Source organism: Nostoc sp. CmiVER01 (assembly GCF_034531135.2).
Lineage (GTDB): Bacteria > Cyanobacteriota > Cyanobacteriia > Cyanobacteriales > Nostocaceae > Nostoc.
In genome coordinates, this window is the sequence record NZ_JAVRBU020000011.1 from 262,390 (window position 1) to 278,040 (window position 15,651).

The window sequence follows — 15,651 nt, forward strand, 5'->3', positions numbered from 1 at the left end:
GCCGCAGGCATCGGCATCTTACAGCCGTTAAGATGTGGCATGATATAATCTTTGCAACTATTTAATCTAGGTCTAGGTTATGAGTCTTTTGACAATAAAACTAGACACTGTTCATCTAAGTGACGAACAATTTTATCACTTATGTCAAAATAACCGCGAATTGAAATTTGAACGCACTGCCAAGGGAGAATTAATCATCATGTCCCCCGTTGGAGGTGAAAGCGGCAATCGAGAAGCAGATTTAATTATTGATTTGGGAATCTGGAATCGGCAAACTGGCCTTGGTTACACTTTCAGTTCTTCTACTATATTCAAATTACCCAATGGTGCTGACCGTTCCCCAGATGCTGCTTAGATTCAACGAGAACGTTGGGAAGCACTTACACCTGAACAAAGACGCAAATTTCCCGCCATTGCCCCTGATTTTGTTATTGAATTAAGGTCAGCAACAGATGATTTGGAAATGCTGCGTTCTAAAATGCAAGAGTATATGGATGCAGGGGTGCAATTGGCATGGTTAATTAACCCCCAACAGCAGCAAGTGGAAATTTATCGTCAAAAACAAGATGTGGAAGTGCAAAATCTGCCCACACAATTATCGGGTGAAGATGTATTGCCAGGATTTAGCTTGAGTCTATCCTATTATTAAGATTTGCAAGTCTGCGGTTAAACTTGCACTATGCCAGCACTTTCCATCTTTTCTTGGTTATATGTGAGTTAAGGCAATTTTAAATTTAATTCTTGCAAAGTATTAGAATCTGCTTTAATTGTAATTGTATTAGGTTCAACAGATTTACCATTAACTTTTAACTGATAAGTCCCTTTTCGTAACTGTTCTAGATAGAAAACGCCTGCACTATTCGTAATAGATATAACTGATGACTTGGAATTAGGATCAATAGCTTCAACTTTAGCACCAGCAATGGGGTTTCCTTCAACATCGGTGGCGATTCCAGCCAGAGTATAAGAAGGTTGAAGAGGAATAAGCAGAGGTGTGTAGCTACCTTCTACTACTTTCACGGCAAAGGTATTAATTGCAGGTTGGAAGTCAGGAGGAAAACCAGCAGGTTCTAAGTCTACACGATAAGTTCTTGGGGGAAGACGCATAATCATGCGATCGCCCTGAATATCAATTTGCGAAGGTTTTACAACCTCGTTGTTGACAATCAGAAACTCCGAGTTATCATTATACACTTCTTCATGATTATCCTGTTTTCCATTGCTGTTGCGATCTAAAAAGGGTTTAACTAACAAACCCCCTTCAGTACGAAAACGTTCGATTTGGCGATCGCCTGGAATTAAACCCTGTTGAAAACCCAAACTAGAAACTAGTTGAATACTAAAACTACTTTGATCAGAATTTAGAGAAATTCCTTCATAACGTGCCTGTAACAAAATACCAGGTAAAATAGTTGTTCCCAGTGTCCCATAAATTCCTGTTCCTGAAGAACCAATTCTATAACCTAACTCTCCTTGCAAAAGATTCTCGCCGTATCTAGTGATACTTGGAGAAGTATAACGCCAATATGCAGTCAGCAAATTAGAGTTTTGAGAATAATTAAGAGTTTCATAGTTGAAATTTAAAGATTGGTAAGGATTAAATAGATATGATAGTTGGGAAGAAGTGCTAATATAATTACCACGATGATTTAAGTATAACTTTCCTAAGCGTTGATCAAGACTCCAACTCAATCCAGTATTCGTATCAACATTCACTAGAGCATAAGTGGAAGAATTAAGACTGCTAGAAGAATAGCCTAAACCGAAATTTTTATCTTTGTCTAAACTGCCACTACTATAAAATCTGAATTGCTCTGATATCTTATAATCGAGAGTATAGATAGTAGATTTTAAATCATTACTTAATGTTGCATAAAGATTTGGATAACCATTCCAAATCACATTAGTATTAATTTTTATTTTATCTGCGATTGCACTAGAAACAGTAACTCTTAAAGGAGACCTTTGGGGCTGATAAAAAAGCTCTGTTAAACCTTGAAAAGATGAATCATATACACTACCTAAACCCACGGTTAAATCTTTTGTTAGGCCCCATCTTTGACTTATTCCTCCATTAAATTGGGTGAAGTCTCCTAAAAACTCATTATTATTTAAACGTCGTTTCCATCCTCCAGAAACAATTAATGTTGATGTTCCCACTGATAGTTGTTCAGGCAACAAATTAAAACGAGCATCTTGAATTTGGGGTTGAGCAGTCAGAACACCACCAGGATAAAGTAAAACTTTATAGTTTGTGCCTATTTGCCTCCCTACAGGAATATTATCAAAACGGTAAGTTCTTGAGCCACCAACTAACTGTTCAGCAATTACTTCTGTACTATAGATATTGTTCACAAGGCGTGCTAAAGTTCCTGGTTCAGCACGACCTGTCACCGTTCCATTAACACGCTCTGGTTGTAACCTTTGACTAGGATTTGCACCACCACTTCCATAGGTAGGAAAGGGAGAAAACCCTTGTCTTTGAATAGTAGTAAATCCCCAAAAATCACCCCTACTTTGACTACGCCAAAAAGTTGGTTGTGAACCTAAATAATAATCCCTATAATCTGTTTGTTTAAGAATTTGTAGCTCTGATAATTGCCAAGTTTTGCGATCTGTTATTTCGGATTGATTGACACGCAAAAACCAACTACTATCAAATATTGTGCCAACTGCTGATAAAGTACCTTGATTCTGGAAATCTGAAGTGTTTGTACCACTCAGATTACCCCTCTGTTCTACCATAGTCAATGTTATATTTGGAGCAGAAATTCTTGGTAATCCTGTTAAAATAACAGGTCTTTTTTCTGGCTAATTACTATTGGTAGGTTTTACTTCAGGCACATCAAAAACAATAGTATATTCACGCCAATCAAATTTAGATTCAATGGCGAAAATATCTTTAATTTCTTTAATGGAAACCACTAATCCTAATTCTGGATCACTATGCAGTTTATTGATGTTGAGACGAATAATTTTGAAAGGCGATCGCAACTCCACTTCATTATCAGATATAACTTTAGAGGTAAACTTTAATGCTTGCAGAAAAGCATCATAAGGAATTAACCAATTTTCAAAATTAATCGCTTCTTTATCTGTAATTTCACCCCGTACTAAAACCCCAGAACTTACATTACGTGTTCCAATATTTAAGCCAGTAATAAAGGTTGTTAAATTATCATCTTTTAAAAGAGTTGAATTTGTTGGAGTTAAAAAATTTGGTAATTTTTCATCTCCAACAGATTCTGGTTGTGAAATATTTTCGATTGTTTTTTTAATAAATATTTGCTTTTGGGGATTTTCCTTAATTAAAGGAGTTTGATTAATTGGTGCTGTTGCTGCTAGAATTAAGCTATTATCACTAATTAAGTTAAAGCAAAATATATACAAAAAGCAAATTCTTTGCAGATACATGTTTATATTAAAATACACTTTTCATGACCTTTAGTTTTAGTTGGTCAAACCTCCACTTAGAATATAAATTTGGGGCTAAACAAACAAACTCCGCCTGAGCGGAATAACGATGAGTTAAGGTTTTATCTGTATGAACGTGATTTCAGCTACCTTTATAAATAATTTTTTAGGGAATAGCGAACTTGACACTAAATGGAATTTTATTAGTTCTATTTACACCCCATCCCAAATTTCCAGACAATTGATATTCTCCTGGTTCCAACTGAGTTTTACTCCCAGAGGTAGAATAATCAACAGCCAGATATCTTTGCCCTTCTGCAATCACTGTTGTATCCATACCTCGTCCATTAAAAATAACTCGTTCTTCCTTTTTAATAGTCCATTCACCCTGAATAATTGCAGTGGCTTTACCAGTATTTTTAACCAATACTTGAAGTTGCTTAGAATTCGGATTAAATCTAGCATTAACCACACTCAAATTATGAGATATATTACCCTTACGGACATAAACAGCAACTCCTACTCTAGGAACAATTGCTGTTTTGAAGATGACACCACTGGTTTTACCTGGTTCTTCCTGAATTGTCGCTTCTAAATTTTCTGTGAACAACATCGCCCGATATTCACCATCGGGTAAACTAGGAGGAAAGCGTACAATAAAGCGGATGCGACGATTATCTGTACTGGGAACTTGCAGTTCTCGCGGTGAAAATTGCAGATAGGGAGTCAAATCTAGAGGACTGGAATCTAAAAGTTTAAATCCATCTTCTACATCATAGGTAAAGGGTAGACTATAAACACGAGCACGAAATTCTTTAGCATCTCCATTTGTAACCGTAATTGTTCCTTGTGCTTGTCCTCGTTTAACTTCGGTTTCGATTACCAGTGGGGAGATAGCAATGTCGGCTCTAACAGCAGTTTCCCATGATAAAAAGCTAGTGAGCAAAATACCGCTCACGCGGGAGATCATAAATCTTCTGGGAGGAAATTTCATATTTGATTTGGATCTAATACAATAATGTGAAGTATGGGACTTCCAATTAAAAAAATATCCAATTTGTAAGGTGCGTCAGACCTAAATTCTTGAAAGTACGTCCGTTGTCTGGTTTTCTGACGCATCTTACCTATTTTATGAATATTGAATTTTTGTTTTTTGGAATTTGCTATAATGGGAAAAGGATCGGAGCTAGAAAGTAGGGCATCCAATCCTTGCAAAAACAAAATGACTAAATCCAGTCTTTGAAAAGCCTGTTTTTATTCAGGAATCAGGCTTTTTATTGACTCGCTTCTTAGTTAGGAGTAGCAGTGAGAGTAACTTTATAGTTATAAGTTCCAACAGGTACTCCGCTACTAACATTGTTCACACCAATAATCGCAGCAACGTTCAAAGTACGGTTTGTGTTAGCAGGAATAGTTAAAGCAGTAGTCGGTTTAGCCCAGCCAGCGGTATCAAAAGCAGTACCGGTAGATGAAGAAAAGTTGGTTCCATCGTAAACAACTGCCTGTTTGATAGTATCCGTAAAGTTAGCAGGTGCTGCTACTTTAACAGGAGCAGAAACAGCCAACTGACCACCAGAAGTACAGTTTACAGTTGTTTGAGCTGCTGTACCGATATTGCCAATAGTACTACCAGTAGAGGCTTCAACCCAGGCGTTATTGTTCTGATTTACCAAAGCACCGGCAGTAGTACCAGTAAAGGTGCAAACCCCTACAACAGTACCATTGAAAGTAACATCCTGAGTTGCTGGTACTGCTCCGGCTTTGGGGGCAAAGGCTACAGCACTGAGAACAGCTATACTAATAACTAATGCAAGACGACGGATCATGTTTTTGAAACTCCTGACAACAAATTTTTGATGAGCTAGACATCTTCAGAAACTAGGGGTGTAATCTTAATTGATTAATGATTCCAAACCCTTGTTTAAATGCCTCTATTAGTTAGACGTTTCTTGAACTTAAATTGTGAATTATTCAATTTAAGTTAACTTTTAATCTCTACTGAGGAGTAGCTGTCAGGGTTACTGTATATATGTAGCTTCCAACAGGAGCACTTCCTGCATCGGTACTACCAGCAATCATTTCGACAACCAAAGGATTGCCTGTACAACTACTAATAGCTAAAGGAGCAGAGTCTGAGTCGCTCCAAAGAGGAAAACCATCAGCACTACCAACACCAGTGGATGTACTGCTGTTTCCGAAGCGAACACGAGCTTTCCGAAAAGCATCATTGAAGGCAGAAGGCGCAGCTATCCGTTTGGGAGCAGACACACTTATGAAAGCACTAGTAGCACAGGATATATTGACATCTGCGCTACCTTCAAAAGAATTACCGCTAAAACCTGCTGATGGGGTAGGATTATTAACCGACCCAATATCAAAGGTAAAACTTTCTGCAATAGTACCGTTGAAGTTAACATCTTGAGTTGCTTGGGCTTCAGATTTAGACGGGAATGCTACAGCACTGAGAATAGCTAAAGCGCTAACTACAGCAAGACGGTGAATCATCATTAAATTATTCCTTAACTGAAAGGGCGCAGAAATGTTGCATTCTCAAATGCAAAAATAGACCTCTTGCCTAATTATTTGGTGGTATAATTTAGCTGGAGTCTATCCTATGATTAATATTTGCAACTATTACCCAACCTCCACTATCTGTCCACATTTTCCATCGCAGCAGAAAATACTCTATAAATCTGTGTAGGTGTGCTTCATTCAAATAACCTGGCAGGCAGGTTTTGTGTGTCGCCGCGATTTCTAATCGCCAGGGCAAAATAAAATTTAACTTCTCAAATATACTCTGACCAATATCTTGAATTTCTTCTATTTTCTCCCCATCAGATTGAGCATCCACCACCACAGCCTTTATCTCTGGAATAGATAGCATTGCTACTTGGGGTTCTTCATCAACAACAAATCGATGCACATACACATTTTGATTTGTCTCCAAATCTACCCCATCAAATTCTTCCAGTGTTTGGGAAACAATAGTGGAGTGTAAAGACGTTTCATGAAATATCTCTACATTAGGCTTCCTATCCTCGCCAACAAAATCTTGATTAAATTGCTTTCGCAAAATTCCCCGTGCTTGGGAAACGCGCTTGCGGACATTATCGTAAGAAATATTTAGTTTTTCGGCAATTTCTTTATATGAAAGTTCTTCCTCAAAGTGCAGAATAAAAGTTTCTCGCAGTTTAGGGGGTAACTTATCAATAGCAAGACAAAAAAATTTTTCCAGTTCTTGTTGCTACGCAGCAAGAACTGGTGTTTCTTCTTTGCTAACTAATTCCTCGTGAAATTCCAAACTCTCAACCTGCCTTACACCCCGATGACATTCTCTATGGATATCCATGCAGAGATTATGAGTTAATTGCGTTAACCAACTCTTAATGTTTTTAATCTCAACTGTACAATTACGTATTTTTTTCCAGGCTTTGAGCATCGCCTGACTCAGGGCATCTTCTGCATCAGTAGGATTGCCCATCCACTTTAAACAACATCGAGCAAGATAATTTTGATACTGCTCCCATAGCTGCCAAAAAGCTTTCTCTCTATCTTCACAACAATCCCTTAAAGACAATGCAGCAATTGTTTGAGAATCTGACATAGATATACCCAATTAGGCATGAGGAATTTTCATCAAGCTTCCCTGACAACTCTTAATTTAAGAGTTGTCAAAGCTACTATCTTTAGATTATTTTTAAAAAAATATACTTTGCAAACCGTAAATATACTGTAAGCAGAAAACTTGATTAATAATATTTTCGGCTTCCCAATGGCGATGATATTCCGTTACAACAATAAATAACTACTAGGCGATTAGAAATCGCGGCATCTTTAGGAGAAAACTACCTTGGCAAATGTAATTTATCAAGCACAACCACCCTTAGAATTTATTCCTCCAGCGTTTAACCCCTTGGTTCTACGATTTGTCCATCTGTTGTTACCCAGTTGGATAAACTGGCAAACACCTATTACCCAAATTGAAGCAGACAACGTAGAGGTGCTGGTGGATCTCTATCGCCAGTTTCAGGAGGGTAAGATCCGTTTTATGCTGGCATTTCGCCATCCTAAAACAGACGATCCGTTTTGTTTGACCTACTTGCTGTCTCAACTCGTGCCAAAGGTAGCACGATCGCAAGGTACAGCGCTACAACTTCCCATTCACGCTCATTTTATGTATGATCGCGGCATTCCTCTATGGGCAGGTTCCTACGTCGGCTGGATTGCTTCTCGTTTAGGTGGGACTCCGATTCAGCGAGGTAAGGCTGATTGGACGGGGTTACGTTCGGCGCGTGACTTGTTCGCCAATGGTAAATTTCCGATGGCGGCTGCGCCAGAGGGTGCAACCAATGGTTTATCAGAGAATATTAGCCCCCTGGAACCTGGTATCGCCCAATTAGGCTTTTGGTGTGCTGAAGATTTGCACAAAGCTGGACGCGACCAACAGGTTCTAATTGTACCAGTTGGAATTAAATATAGTTACGTTGATGCTCCTTGGGGTGCGATCGCTAATCTTTTAAGTGAAATGGAAGCGGCTAGTGGTTTACCTGTGAATGAAGCAGAAAATGCTTCTATAGAGTTGCTTTATCCTCGGTTATTAATTTTGGCAGAAAATTTACTTTCATTGATGGAAAAATTTTACACGCGCTTTTATCATCTAAAGCTGGCAGATATCAAAACAGTAGTAGAAGAAATTGAAGATAGAAATGAAGCGTTAGCAGTTCGTTTGCAAGCTTTATTGAATGCGGCGCTACTAATATCAGAACAATATTTTGATTTGCAATCAAAAGGTACTTTGAGTGACCGATGTCGGCGCGTAGAACAAGCTGGGTGGAATTATATATTTAGAGAAGATTTTAAGGATGTAAAAGGAATATCTGCGGTAGAGAAAGCTTTAGGCGATCGCGTTGCTGAAGAATCGAATGCGCGGATGTGGCACATGCGATTAGTAGAAAGTTTTGTGGCTGTTTCTGGTAATTATATTCGTGAGAAACCTACGGTAGAAAGGTTTGCTGAGACGACTTTAATTTTATGGCAAATGATTGCTAAAATAAAAGGCGATAAACGTTTACAGCGTCCACAATTGGGTAAGCAAAAAGTCAAAATTACTGTGGGTGAACCCATATCTATTTCTGAGCGTTATCCAGCATATAAGGAAAGTCGTTTAGGTGCTAAACAAGCTGTTGCTGATGTAACGAATGATTTGCAACACGCATTGGAAGGTTTGATTTGAAAATATGGAATTTATATGCTCATTATCTTATATTATTTAGTAGTTACTTGGGCATCTTTAAATATGCAAAATTCCTATTAAAAGGTTGTAAAACTTAATTGACTACCATTGGTTCTTATCAGGTAAAAGTCCGAACTCAATCGACGGCTGAGGAAATAGCTTGTCTTTCACCAGCTAGAGAAAATGACATGCCAAACGATTGGTCTTGTAACTGGTTAAACTTCTGGAAAAATACCAGTTTTGAGTGTCAAAATATAGTCAAACTTGTTTATAGTAAAAAAGTTTGGGGATTAGTGCGATATGGTCTTTATCCCTATCCTGGCTCTCCAAAGTATTTAGAGATAGAACATATAGAAGCCCATCCTACAAGTCGAGGAGATATAGCTGAACGATTAATTGAACCAATCGGTAAATGGTTAATCTGGTATGCAACCAAGGTGAGTCTTGAATTTTGTCAAACACAAGCAGACGAGCCGCTAGTTATTTTGGAAGCTATAGATACAGCTGTGTCATACTATAGAGATAAAGTGCAGATGGAGTATCTTGGGTTCGCACGTAGCACTCCTAGAGAAGATTTATATGGCTTCAGATTTTCACGAACAGCAGCAGCAAAATTTTGTCAGCTACACGAAAGTCAATGGGGAGAAGCAAAGCTATATGAGCAGTGATGAAATAAGAGTAGGGTCAAGTGAGATGATGACTCACGCCCAACGTCAAGCTTTTCTAAAAACATCTCCTTTGGGAAAACTATTTGGTATTGCACATTTACTCCCTGAAGTAGCAGAAGTGACAGAAGAAACCGTGACAGAGTTGCCACGTTTGAAACGAGTGCGCGGAATATTTAAGCGTGGGAAATCAGGAAACGATCAGTATTCTTCTGATGCTGAAGTTGCTAACCCTGGAAATTAGGGATTAGGGCAACATAAAATGATTAGACGGGTTTTAGTAGATATTGACATTCTTTTAGATATTCTCCTAGACCGAGAACCATTTGTGGAAGATTCTGTAAAACTCTGGGAGTTAATTGAGTCGGAACAAATAGAGGGTTATGTCACGCCAACAACGATCAACAAAATCTTCGATATCGGCAGAGAAAGTGTGGAAGTTGAGATTGCTTGGCAGGCAGTATCTGATATCAGAGCAATAATGACAATCTGTCCTATTGATGACTTAATTTTGGAAAAAGCTAGCAAGTACAAGTTAGGTGATTTTGAGTTTGCAATCCAGTTAAGTTGTGCAAATTTTATGAAAATTGATTATATCTTAACAAGAAACATTGCTTACTTTAAATTATTTTTTCATCCCGACTTTAAATACATTTCTGAAGGGATATTTTCTTTAGTATCAGTAAAACAGTTTTTAAAATATTTTTTTTCAGATAATCAAGTTCAGTATCAGGTTCGTTATTTTCAGGAAGAAGAGAAGCGTTTAAAAGTTGTTCATCATATTACAAATAATGCATCCAACATAGTAGCTAAATCTGCTAAAGCCTTATCTGTAGAACAACCTAAACTGATTTATCCAGGTGATAGCGTATATATTGATAGCCAGATGATGGTTTGTCAAAGAAATATGGAAACTATCCTACGCTACGTCATGTATGCGATGTTAGCTCGTGACACCAGCGTTTTGGAGAAGCTTATACTTAACAGTTTGTATGAAAGTTTCCAATCTATGGGCATACCCTATAAATCTGTAATATTTGCTATTCATAATATGAAGGAAAATGTGCTCAAAATTGTTAAAGAATCAACTGGTAGTACTCCTATTTATTACATTAATTTAATTGAGGAATTAACCACCTATTTTGATCAAGTCGTAGCCTTGCTTGTTGCCTAGATATTTTCGGTATCAATACTAGTTCACCAAGCTGGCTATTCGCCCATAGCATAATGCAATATTTTTATGGCATATAGATGTTTAGCGATCGCCCCTTACAAGGCAACCTGGAAATACCTGAGATAAATCCAGAACTAAATCAGGAAAACAGCACAGCTTAACTGATTCATTTAGCAGATAAATTAACTTGCGACGATAACCAAATTTCACTTGCAAAGTTTGATAAGGTTCGCTGTAGCACTCCAGATAATTATCTACTAAATTAAATATCCAATAATCAGAGATATTTGCTTCTGCAAAAATAAATAGCTTTTCCTCTTGGTCATATTTTAAAGATGAATCAGCAATCTCAATTAAGAGTAAAATATCAGATGGGCTAGGATGATTCGCTAGATAGTCATCATCTCTATTTTTTGCAATTACTCTATCTGGTTCAGGCTCACTGTTGTTAGATAAAGTAATTGGTTGTTGTCCTCGCAATATTGCGCGATCGCCTACTAGTTTATATAATTCTCGCTCTAGGCGTGTTTCACAAACAGAGTGCGGTGTACCTTTCGCTGCCATCTGGATTATTTCACCCTTAATTAGCTCAACTCGGTCATTCTCCTCAAAGAAGCCGAGTTCAGCTAGACGGTGATATTCAGCTACAGTAAAGCGTTTAACAGTGGTAAGGCTCATAACAACTACGAGAATGCAGAGTTATTTTTATCTTAATTGACAAGGGTGCTACACAGACGATATCAACAACAAATAGGGGTAAAATTTTTACCCCTACAAATTTATGTATTATTTTAAGAATAGCTAGAGAAGATTATTACTCTGTTAAGTGACTTTCTAGCAAAGTTGCGATCGCTTCAGGATGAATATTCTTGTATTTCTTTTTACCAAGGTGTAAAACACAGTTGGGGGCGCTACTACAGCATTTTTGGCAACTAGTATGTTCAATGGTAACTTTGTCTAACAAACCGCGATCGCACAAAGTTTTTTCTAAATCTGATAATAGCCCTTTACCACCACGTTTTAGGCAACCGCCCTTTTGACATACCATAATCCTCGCTTTGGTTTGAGGTGGTAAATCTTGCTTTGGACACCCATCAATTGGCGTCACCCGATAGGCTTTAATTTTTATTTTACTTGTGCGTGAGTCTACCTCACTATGACCACAAACGCGAACTTGCTGGCCAGGAACTAAGGATGAACTTAGTAACCGACGTAACTCTTTAGGTAATTTAATTTCCACATTTCCAGATGGAACCGCCAATTGCAAATATTTATATTTTCCTGGTTCACCACCAACAAAACCTAGTAACTGTCCCTCAAGGTTCAATTTTGATAACGTCAAATACTTGTCACCCATGATTGATAAAAAGTTAAGAGTGAGGAATGAGGAGTTAAAAGTGAGGAGTTAGGAGTGAAGAATTAGGAGTTAAAAATTGTAACTCATAACTCTTAACTCCTAACTATTTTTACGCGAGGCGTTTAGCTTCTACAGTTTGAGGTAAATTTGCTGTATCTGGCAATTCCCGAAATTCTAATTCCCAACCATTTGCTAGGGTGAGAACTTTGCCATCATTTCCATCGGTTTGTTTGACGACTTCTTCTTCAAGGTCTTTTTTAGCAACGTAAACTACTAAAGTGCCGGCATCATTCATCCGTAGCATTACTTTCATGAGATTCCTCAACAGATTCTAGTTCTTTTTTCTTACAGCCGACGATGAACCCTGTTTCTAAGAAATGCACAGCATATATATAGGAAGTCTGCAAATATGTGCCTATACTCGCTATGTAGCCGATATCTCCTTTGTTCACTAAAACTTGCCCAACTTCTTTACCAGGAAAAGTACCATCGTTCTTAAGCAGTTTCCGAACTCTGACTTTTTCACCAATTTCAAAAGCAGGTGGCAAGTTTAGCTCTAATTCATCACGTTGCATGAGAGTACCTCTGTTCTCTGACCAAATTCAATAGTTCTTCTGTCGTCAAACTGCGTTTTTTCTGTACCGATTGATGGCGTACTGCATCTAAAACAGTCTGAGTTTCTTGGGAGTTCAAGAAAATTCCATGCTGTTGTAGCAAGTTTGCAACCAAATGCCGTCCAGAATGTTTACCTACTACTAAACGTCGTTCCCAACCTACTTCTTCGGGAGCAAATGGTTCGTAAGTGATGGGATTTTGCATTACTCCGTGAGCATGGATGCCTGATTCGTGAGCAAAGGTATTTTCGCCAACGATCGCTTTCCAGGGTGGTACACTTGCACCTGATGCAGCTGCAACTAGTTGAGACAGTTCCAGCAAGTTGGGAGTGTCAATGCCCAAATCAACGCCGTAGATGCGTTTGATTGCCATGACAACTTCTTCTAAAGCTGCATTTCCCGCCCTTTCACCCAATCCGTTAACTGTGGTATTCACTGATAAAGCTCCGGCTTTGATACCCGCAAGGGCGTTAGCTGTTGCCAGACCAAAATCATTGTGGGTGTGGATTTCTAGGGGAATCATCAAAGCTGAAACTAACCGTTTGACCTTGGTGTAGGTGCTGAAAGGGTCAAGAACTCCTACGGTGTCGCAGAAGCGGAACCGGGATGCACCCCATTCTTGGGCATAAAGCGCTACATCTAAGAGAAAGTTCTCATCAGCTCTGGAAGAATCTTCTCCGCCGACTGCTACCCAAAGACCTTGATCGACAGCGAAGCTAATACAGTCTTTGAGTTTTTGCAAACTTACTCGCCATTGACCGTGGAATTTGGCGGCGATTTGGATACCAGAGACGGGAATGGCAATATGCACTCGGCTCAGACCACAAGCGATAGAAGCCTTAATATCTGAGATAACAGCGCGGTTCCAGCCCAAGAGTTTTGCTTGTAAACCCAAGTCAGAAATTGCGGCGATCGCTCGTGTTTCTTCGTCACCCATTGCTGGTATACCGACTTCTAATTCAGGTATACCAATGGCATCAAGAAATTTAGCGATCGCAACTTTTTCTTCTAGGGTGAAAGCAACACCTGCTGCTTGTTCGCCATCACGTAATGTTGTGTCATTAATTATGATTTGATTCATTGCAAATATCCCTCTCTTGGAAGTATTCTTAATAACCTTTCTCTCTACAATTCCCAGCGATGGCAAATGCTAAAAATATCACAATTCATAATGTAGGATACATGATCCTTAATTATTGACCGATTATCAGCATCACATCTGTATGACAGGGAACTAAAAGCATGTATAATTTACTAATCGTTTTTACCGATGTCAGTTGTAATTTCTTCGATTAGCAATGAACTGATATAGCTATTAGCAAATCCTGAACAAAGTAAAACACAGAATCCAGCAATTAAGGATGTAATCATCTTAGTAACCTCAGTTTTTTTTAGCACATTGGTGTGTAATTCCGGCAGGTAATGGGAAGGAAAAGCTAAAGGGTTCAAATAAGCTAACTTTGTTCTGCTAGCCAGTCAAAAATCTTTCCTAGCTGCTCCAAGTCAACTAAACCATACTGCCAGAGGAGCATCGGTAGTGGCCCATTTTCTAATTCACGGTGTCGCAGAGCTACAGCAATATCAGCATTTGAAAGTTCAAGTTCGTTGTGCAAGAAATTCAGAAGTTTTATATCTCTGTTACGAGTCGCCATAATTGATTGAACTTTCAATTTCTTAATTTGGAAAAGAATTAAAAATCATAAATTCCCAGTCTTGTTTGCTAATTTCACCTTTGGAATTGTCGCTAGATGTCAGGAAAATTTCAGATTTATAAGACTGGATAAAATCTAAAACTCGGTTAATCTCCCTCAGTCTGCAACAAATTCTGTTAACGTACAGTAGCTTCAACTTCTAAAGCTATTCGAGCTTTGTGCATCTATAACAAAGAGGGGAGTGGGGAGTGGAGAGTACAAATGAAAAACTTTTCATTTGTACTTAGGACTCATCACTGTAATGCCAGCAACGCTCTAGCCACTCTAATAATTCGTGACGAGAAGCAAGAAATTGCATAACTGTACTGCGAATTAAGATCGCTTCGAGCAAATTGTTCACTTGCACTCGTAAAGAACCATCAGGGGGACAGGAACTCTGAATTTTTAACTCTTGCAAACGGTGGTAGATTCGCCAGCGATCGCTCAAAGGAATCTGCAAAACTTGATCGCCTAAAGTGTGATTTGTCATTTGTCCTTTGTCCTACCCTGCGGGAAGCCGCAGACGCGTCTATGTCATTTGTCAGTTGTCATTTGTCCTTTGCGACCAATGACTAATGACTCTTGACTTTTAAAGTTTGCAGTTGTTTTTCGAGTTCTTCAATGCGCGAGAGCAAAGAACGAATCACGGTTGCTTCCACATCGGGTAGCTTTCCATGTTCTAAAGGAGAAAGGCTGGCGTTTTCATTTCGAGAAATAATTCGACCGGGAACTCCCACCACAGTGCGATCGCTGGGGACATTTTGCAAGACAATGGAACCTGCGCCAATACGGACGCGATCGCCAATTTGCAGATTACCCAAGACTTTCGCACCCGCACCGATGACTGCATTTTTACCAACTGTGGGATGACGCTTACCAGTTTCTTTACCAGTTCCGCCAAGGGTGACGCCCTGATAAATTAGTGTGTAGTCGCCGACGATCGCAGTTTCACCAATCACAACACCCATTCCGTGGTCGATAAACACGCCCTGACCAATTTCTGCACCTGGGTGAATTTCAATTCCTGTTAAAAATCGCCCCAAATGAGAAATTAAGCGGGGGATAAAACTCACACCTCGACAATGTAACCAGTGAGCAAGACGATGCAAACATAGCGCGTACAATCCAGGGTAGCAAAACACCACTTCTAGCCAATTACGTGCTGCTGGATCGCGCTCAAAAATAATGCGAAAATCACTCAATAATGGCTCAAGAAAAATGCCAGAGAGAAAATTTTTCAGCATGGATGTATGGGCAGAATCCTGCGTTTTGGTAGTCTGGCAATCGCTAATACTGTCTAAAGACTGTTGCATCGGTAATGTCTATCTGGTAAATGAGCCATCTGCTATTTTTATGCTTATATCAGATGACTTCCAACTCGATACAAAACTCAATACTGATTGGATTTATTGGATTGATTAAGGTTGTACTCAAACCCTGAAACTCGTACCCCAAGATAAACTTAAAATTTATCTTGGGGTACGGGTGCTAGTGTTTAACGAT

At 38.9% G+C, this 15,651-nt stretch carries 19 protein-coding genes and 2 pseudogenes; 5 read left to right on the forward strand and 16 right to left on the reverse strand.

Going from position 1 to position 15,651, the window contains the following annotated elements:
• The first annotated feature begins 79 nt into the window (after nt 1-79).
• Nucleotides 80-649: pseudogene (locus tag RMZ43_RS20720) on the forward strand (Uma2 family endonuclease).
• A gap of 68 nt (nt 650-717) precedes the next feature.
• Here the strand turns inward: RMZ43_RS20720 and RMZ43_RS20725 are convergent.
• From RMZ43_RS20725 to RMZ43_RS20760, 8 genes and pseudogenes are all read right to left on the reverse strand, one after another.
• Nucleotides 718-2,745 carry a carboxypeptidase-like regulatory domain-containing protein gene (locus tag RMZ43_RS20725; RefSeq protein WP_322655426.1) on the reverse strand — a complete coding sequence of 676 codons (2,028 nt, stop codon included), beginning with the start codon at nt 2,743-2,745 and terminating at the stop codon, nt 718-720.
• A 66-nt stretch (nt 2,746-2,811) separates the two neighbouring features.
• On the reverse strand, nt 2,812-3,390 hold the full coding sequence (locus RMZ43_RS20730; protein ID WP_322655425.1) for a hypothetical protein: 579 nt from the start codon (nt 3,388-3,390) through the stop codon (nt 2,812-2,814).
• A 190-nt stretch (nt 3,391-3,580) separates the two neighbouring features.
• Nucleotides 3,581-4,384: a hypothetical protein gene (locus RMZ43_RS20735; protein WP_322655424.1), complete on the reverse strand. Its 804-nt coding sequence runs from the start codon at nt 4,382-4,384 to the stop codon at nt 3,581-3,583.
• Between the two features lie 319 nt (nt 4,385-4,703).
• A complete protein-coding gene (locus RMZ43_RS20740) occupies nt 4,704-5,240 on the reverse strand; it encodes a hypothetical protein (protein ID WP_322655423.1) in 537 nt (178 codons plus the stop codon).
• A gap of 169 nt (nt 5,241-5,409) precedes the next feature.
• Nucleotides 5,410-5,922, reverse strand: coding sequence for a hypothetical protein (locus RMZ43_RS20745; protein ID WP_322649730.1), 513 nt, complete (start codon nt 5,920-5,922; stop codon nt 5,410-5,412).
• 88 nt (nt 5,923-6,010) lie between these two features.
• The gene (locus RMZ43_RS20750) at nt 6,011-6,487 is read right to left on the reverse strand and encodes a hypothetical protein (RefSeq protein WP_322649729.1); all 477 of its coding nucleotides are present in this window, start codon (nt 6,485-6,487) and stop codon (nt 6,011-6,013) included.
• A pseudogene (locus RMZ43_RS20755) lies at nt 6,488-6,649 on the reverse strand (RNA polymerase sigma factor); the annotation flags it as partial.
• A gap of 9 nt (nt 6,650-6,658) precedes the next feature.
• A complete protein-coding gene (locus RMZ43_RS20760) occupies nt 6,659-7,018 on the reverse strand; it encodes an RNA polymerase sigma factor (protein WP_322649728.1) in 360 nt (119 codons plus the stop codon).
• Between the two features lie 246 nt (nt 7,019-7,264).
• Here RMZ43_RS20760 and RMZ43_RS20765 point away from each other — a divergent pair, with 246 nt between their 5' ends.
• The 4 genes from RMZ43_RS20765 (at nt 7,265) to RMZ43_RS20780 (ending at nt 10,486) form a co-directional block, all read left to right on the forward strand.
• Complete coding sequence (locus RMZ43_RS20765) at nt 7,265-8,647, forward strand: 1-acyl-sn-glycerol-3-phosphate acyltransferase (RefSeq protein WP_322655422.1); 1,383 nt, start codon at nt 7,265-7,267, stop codon at nt 8,645-8,647.
• Nucleotides 8,648-8,745: 98 nt separating this feature from the next.
• Nucleotides 8,746-9,315 (forward strand): hypothetical protein, encoded by a 570-nt coding sequence (locus tag RMZ43_RS20770; protein WP_322655421.1) that lies wholly within the window; start codon nt 8,746-8,748, stop codon nt 9,313-9,315.
• A complete protein-coding gene (locus tag RMZ43_RS20775; RefSeq protein WP_322655420.1) occupies nt 9,305-9,556 on the forward strand; it encodes a hypothetical protein in 252 nt (83 codons plus the stop codon). The genes RMZ43_RS20770 and RMZ43_RS20775 overlap by 11 nt, the downstream gene beginning before the upstream one ends.
• Before the next feature lie 18 nt (nt 9,557-9,574).
• The gene (locus RMZ43_RS20780; protein ID WP_322655419.1) at nt 9,575-10,486 is read left to right on the forward strand and encodes a PIN domain-containing protein; all 912 of its coding nucleotides are present in this window, start codon (nt 9,575-9,577) and stop codon (nt 10,484-10,486) included.
• An 81-nt stretch (nt 10,487-10,567) separates the two neighbouring features.
• Here RMZ43_RS20780 and RMZ43_RS20785 read toward each other — a convergent pair whose 3' ends face one another.
• From RMZ43_RS20785 to cysE, 8 genes are all read right to left on the reverse strand, one after another.
• Nucleotides 10,568-11,164 carry a Uma2 family endonuclease gene (locus RMZ43_RS20785; RefSeq protein ID WP_322655418.1) on the reverse strand — a complete coding sequence of 199 codons (597 nt, stop codon included), beginning with the start codon at nt 11,162-11,164 and terminating at the stop codon, nt 10,568-10,570.
• 136 nt (nt 11,165-11,300) lie between these two features.
• Complete coding sequence (locus tag RMZ43_RS20790) at nt 11,301-11,843, reverse strand: (2Fe-2S) ferredoxin domain-containing protein (protein ID WP_322649723.1); 543 nt, start codon at nt 11,841-11,843, stop codon at nt 11,301-11,303.
• A gap of 109 nt (nt 11,844-11,952) precedes the next feature.
• Entirely contained in the window at nt 11,953-12,156 is a 204-nt protein-coding gene (gene nifT / locus RMZ43_RS20795) for a putative nitrogen fixation protein NifT (RefSeq protein WP_322649722.1), read from the reverse strand.
• A complete protein-coding gene (locus RMZ43_RS20800; protein WP_322655417.1) occupies nt 12,131-12,418 on the reverse strand; it encodes a nitrogen fixation protein NifZ in 288 nt (95 codons plus the stop codon). The genes nifT and RMZ43_RS20800 overlap by 26 nt, the downstream gene beginning before the upstream one ends.
• Nucleotides 12,408-13,538 carry a homocitrate synthase gene (gene nifV / locus RMZ43_RS20805; protein ID WP_322649721.1) on the reverse strand — a complete coding sequence of 377 codons (1,131 nt, stop codon included), beginning with the start codon at nt 13,536-13,538 and terminating at the stop codon, nt 12,408-12,410. Before nifV ends, RMZ43_RS20800 begins: the two co-directional genes overlap by 11 nt.
• Nucleotides 13,539-13,911: 373 nt before the next feature.
• Entirely contained in the window at nt 13,912-14,109 is a 198-nt protein-coding gene (locus RMZ43_RS20810; RefSeq protein ID WP_109012176.1) for a DUF2949 domain-containing protein, read from the reverse strand.
• Between the two features lie 283 nt (nt 14,110-14,392).
• Nucleotides 14,393-14,638, reverse strand: coding sequence for an Asr1405/Asl0597 family protein (locus RMZ43_RS20815; RefSeq protein ID WP_322649720.1), 246 nt, complete (start codon nt 14,636-14,638; stop codon nt 14,393-14,395).
• Between the two features lie 82 nt (nt 14,639-14,720).
• On the reverse strand, nt 14,721-15,461 hold the full coding sequence (gene cysE, locus RMZ43_RS20820) for a serine O-acetyltransferase (RefSeq protein ID WP_322649719.1): 741 nt from the start codon (nt 15,459-15,461) through the stop codon (nt 14,721-14,723).
• Between the last annotated feature and the right edge of the window lie 190 nt (nt 15,462-15,651).

Coding starts and splice junctions, on each gene's coding strand:
- RMZ43_RS20725 (WP_322655426.1), bottom strand. CDS start 2,745: ATGGTAGAACAGAGGGGTAATCTGAGTGGTACAAACACTTCAGATTTC.
- RMZ43_RS20735 (WP_322655424.1), bottom strand. CDS start 4,384: ATGATCTCCCGCGTGAGCGGTATTTTGCTCACTAGCTTTTTATCATGG.
- RMZ43_RS20740 (WP_322655423.1), bottom strand. CDS start 5,240: ATGATCCGTCGTCTTGCATTAGTTATTAGTATAGCTGTTCTCAGTGCT.
- RMZ43_RS20745 (WP_322649730.1), bottom strand. CDS start 5,922: ATGATGATTCACCGTCTTGCTGTAGTTAGCGCTTTAGCTATTCTCAGT.
- RMZ43_RS20760 (WP_322649728.1), bottom strand. CDS start 7,018: ATGTCAGATTCTCAAACAATTGCTGCATTGTCTTTAAGGGATTGTTGT.
- RMZ43_RS20775 (WP_322655420.1), top strand. CDS start 9,305: ATGAGCAGTGATGAAATAAGAGTAGGGTCAAGTGAGATGATGACTCAC.
- RMZ43_RS20780 (WP_322655419.1), top strand. CDS start 9,575: ATGATTAGACGGGTTTTAGTAGATATTGACATTCTTTTAGATATTCTC.
- RMZ43_RS20785 (WP_322655418.1), bottom strand. CDS start 11,164: ATGAGCCTTACCACTGTTAAACGCTTTACTGTAGCTGAATATCACCGT.
- RMZ43_RS20790 (WP_322649723.1), bottom strand. CDS start 11,843: ATGGGTGACAAGTATTTGACGTTATCAAAATTGAACCTTGAGGGACAG.
- nifT (WP_322649722.1), bottom strand. CDS start 12,156: ATGAAAGTAATGCTACGGATGAATGATGCCGGCACTTTAGTAGTTTAC.
- RMZ43_RS20800 (WP_322655417.1), bottom strand. CDS start 12,418: ATGCAACGTGATGAATTAGAGCTAAACTTGCCACCTGCTTTTGAAATT.
- nifV (WP_322649721.1), bottom strand. CDS start 13,538: ATGAATCAAATCATAATTAATGACACAACATTACGTGATGGCGAACAA.
- RMZ43_RS20810 (WP_109012176.1), bottom strand. CDS start 14,109: ATGGCGACTCGTAACAGAGATATAAAACTTCTGAATTTCTTGCACAAC.
- RMZ43_RS20815 (WP_322649720.1), bottom strand. CDS start 14,638: ATGACAAATCACACTTTAGGCGATCAAGTTTTGCAGATTCCTTTGAGC.
- cysE (WP_322649719.1), bottom strand. CDS start 15,461: ATGCAACAGTCTTTAGACAGTATTAGCGATTGCCAGACTACCAAAACG.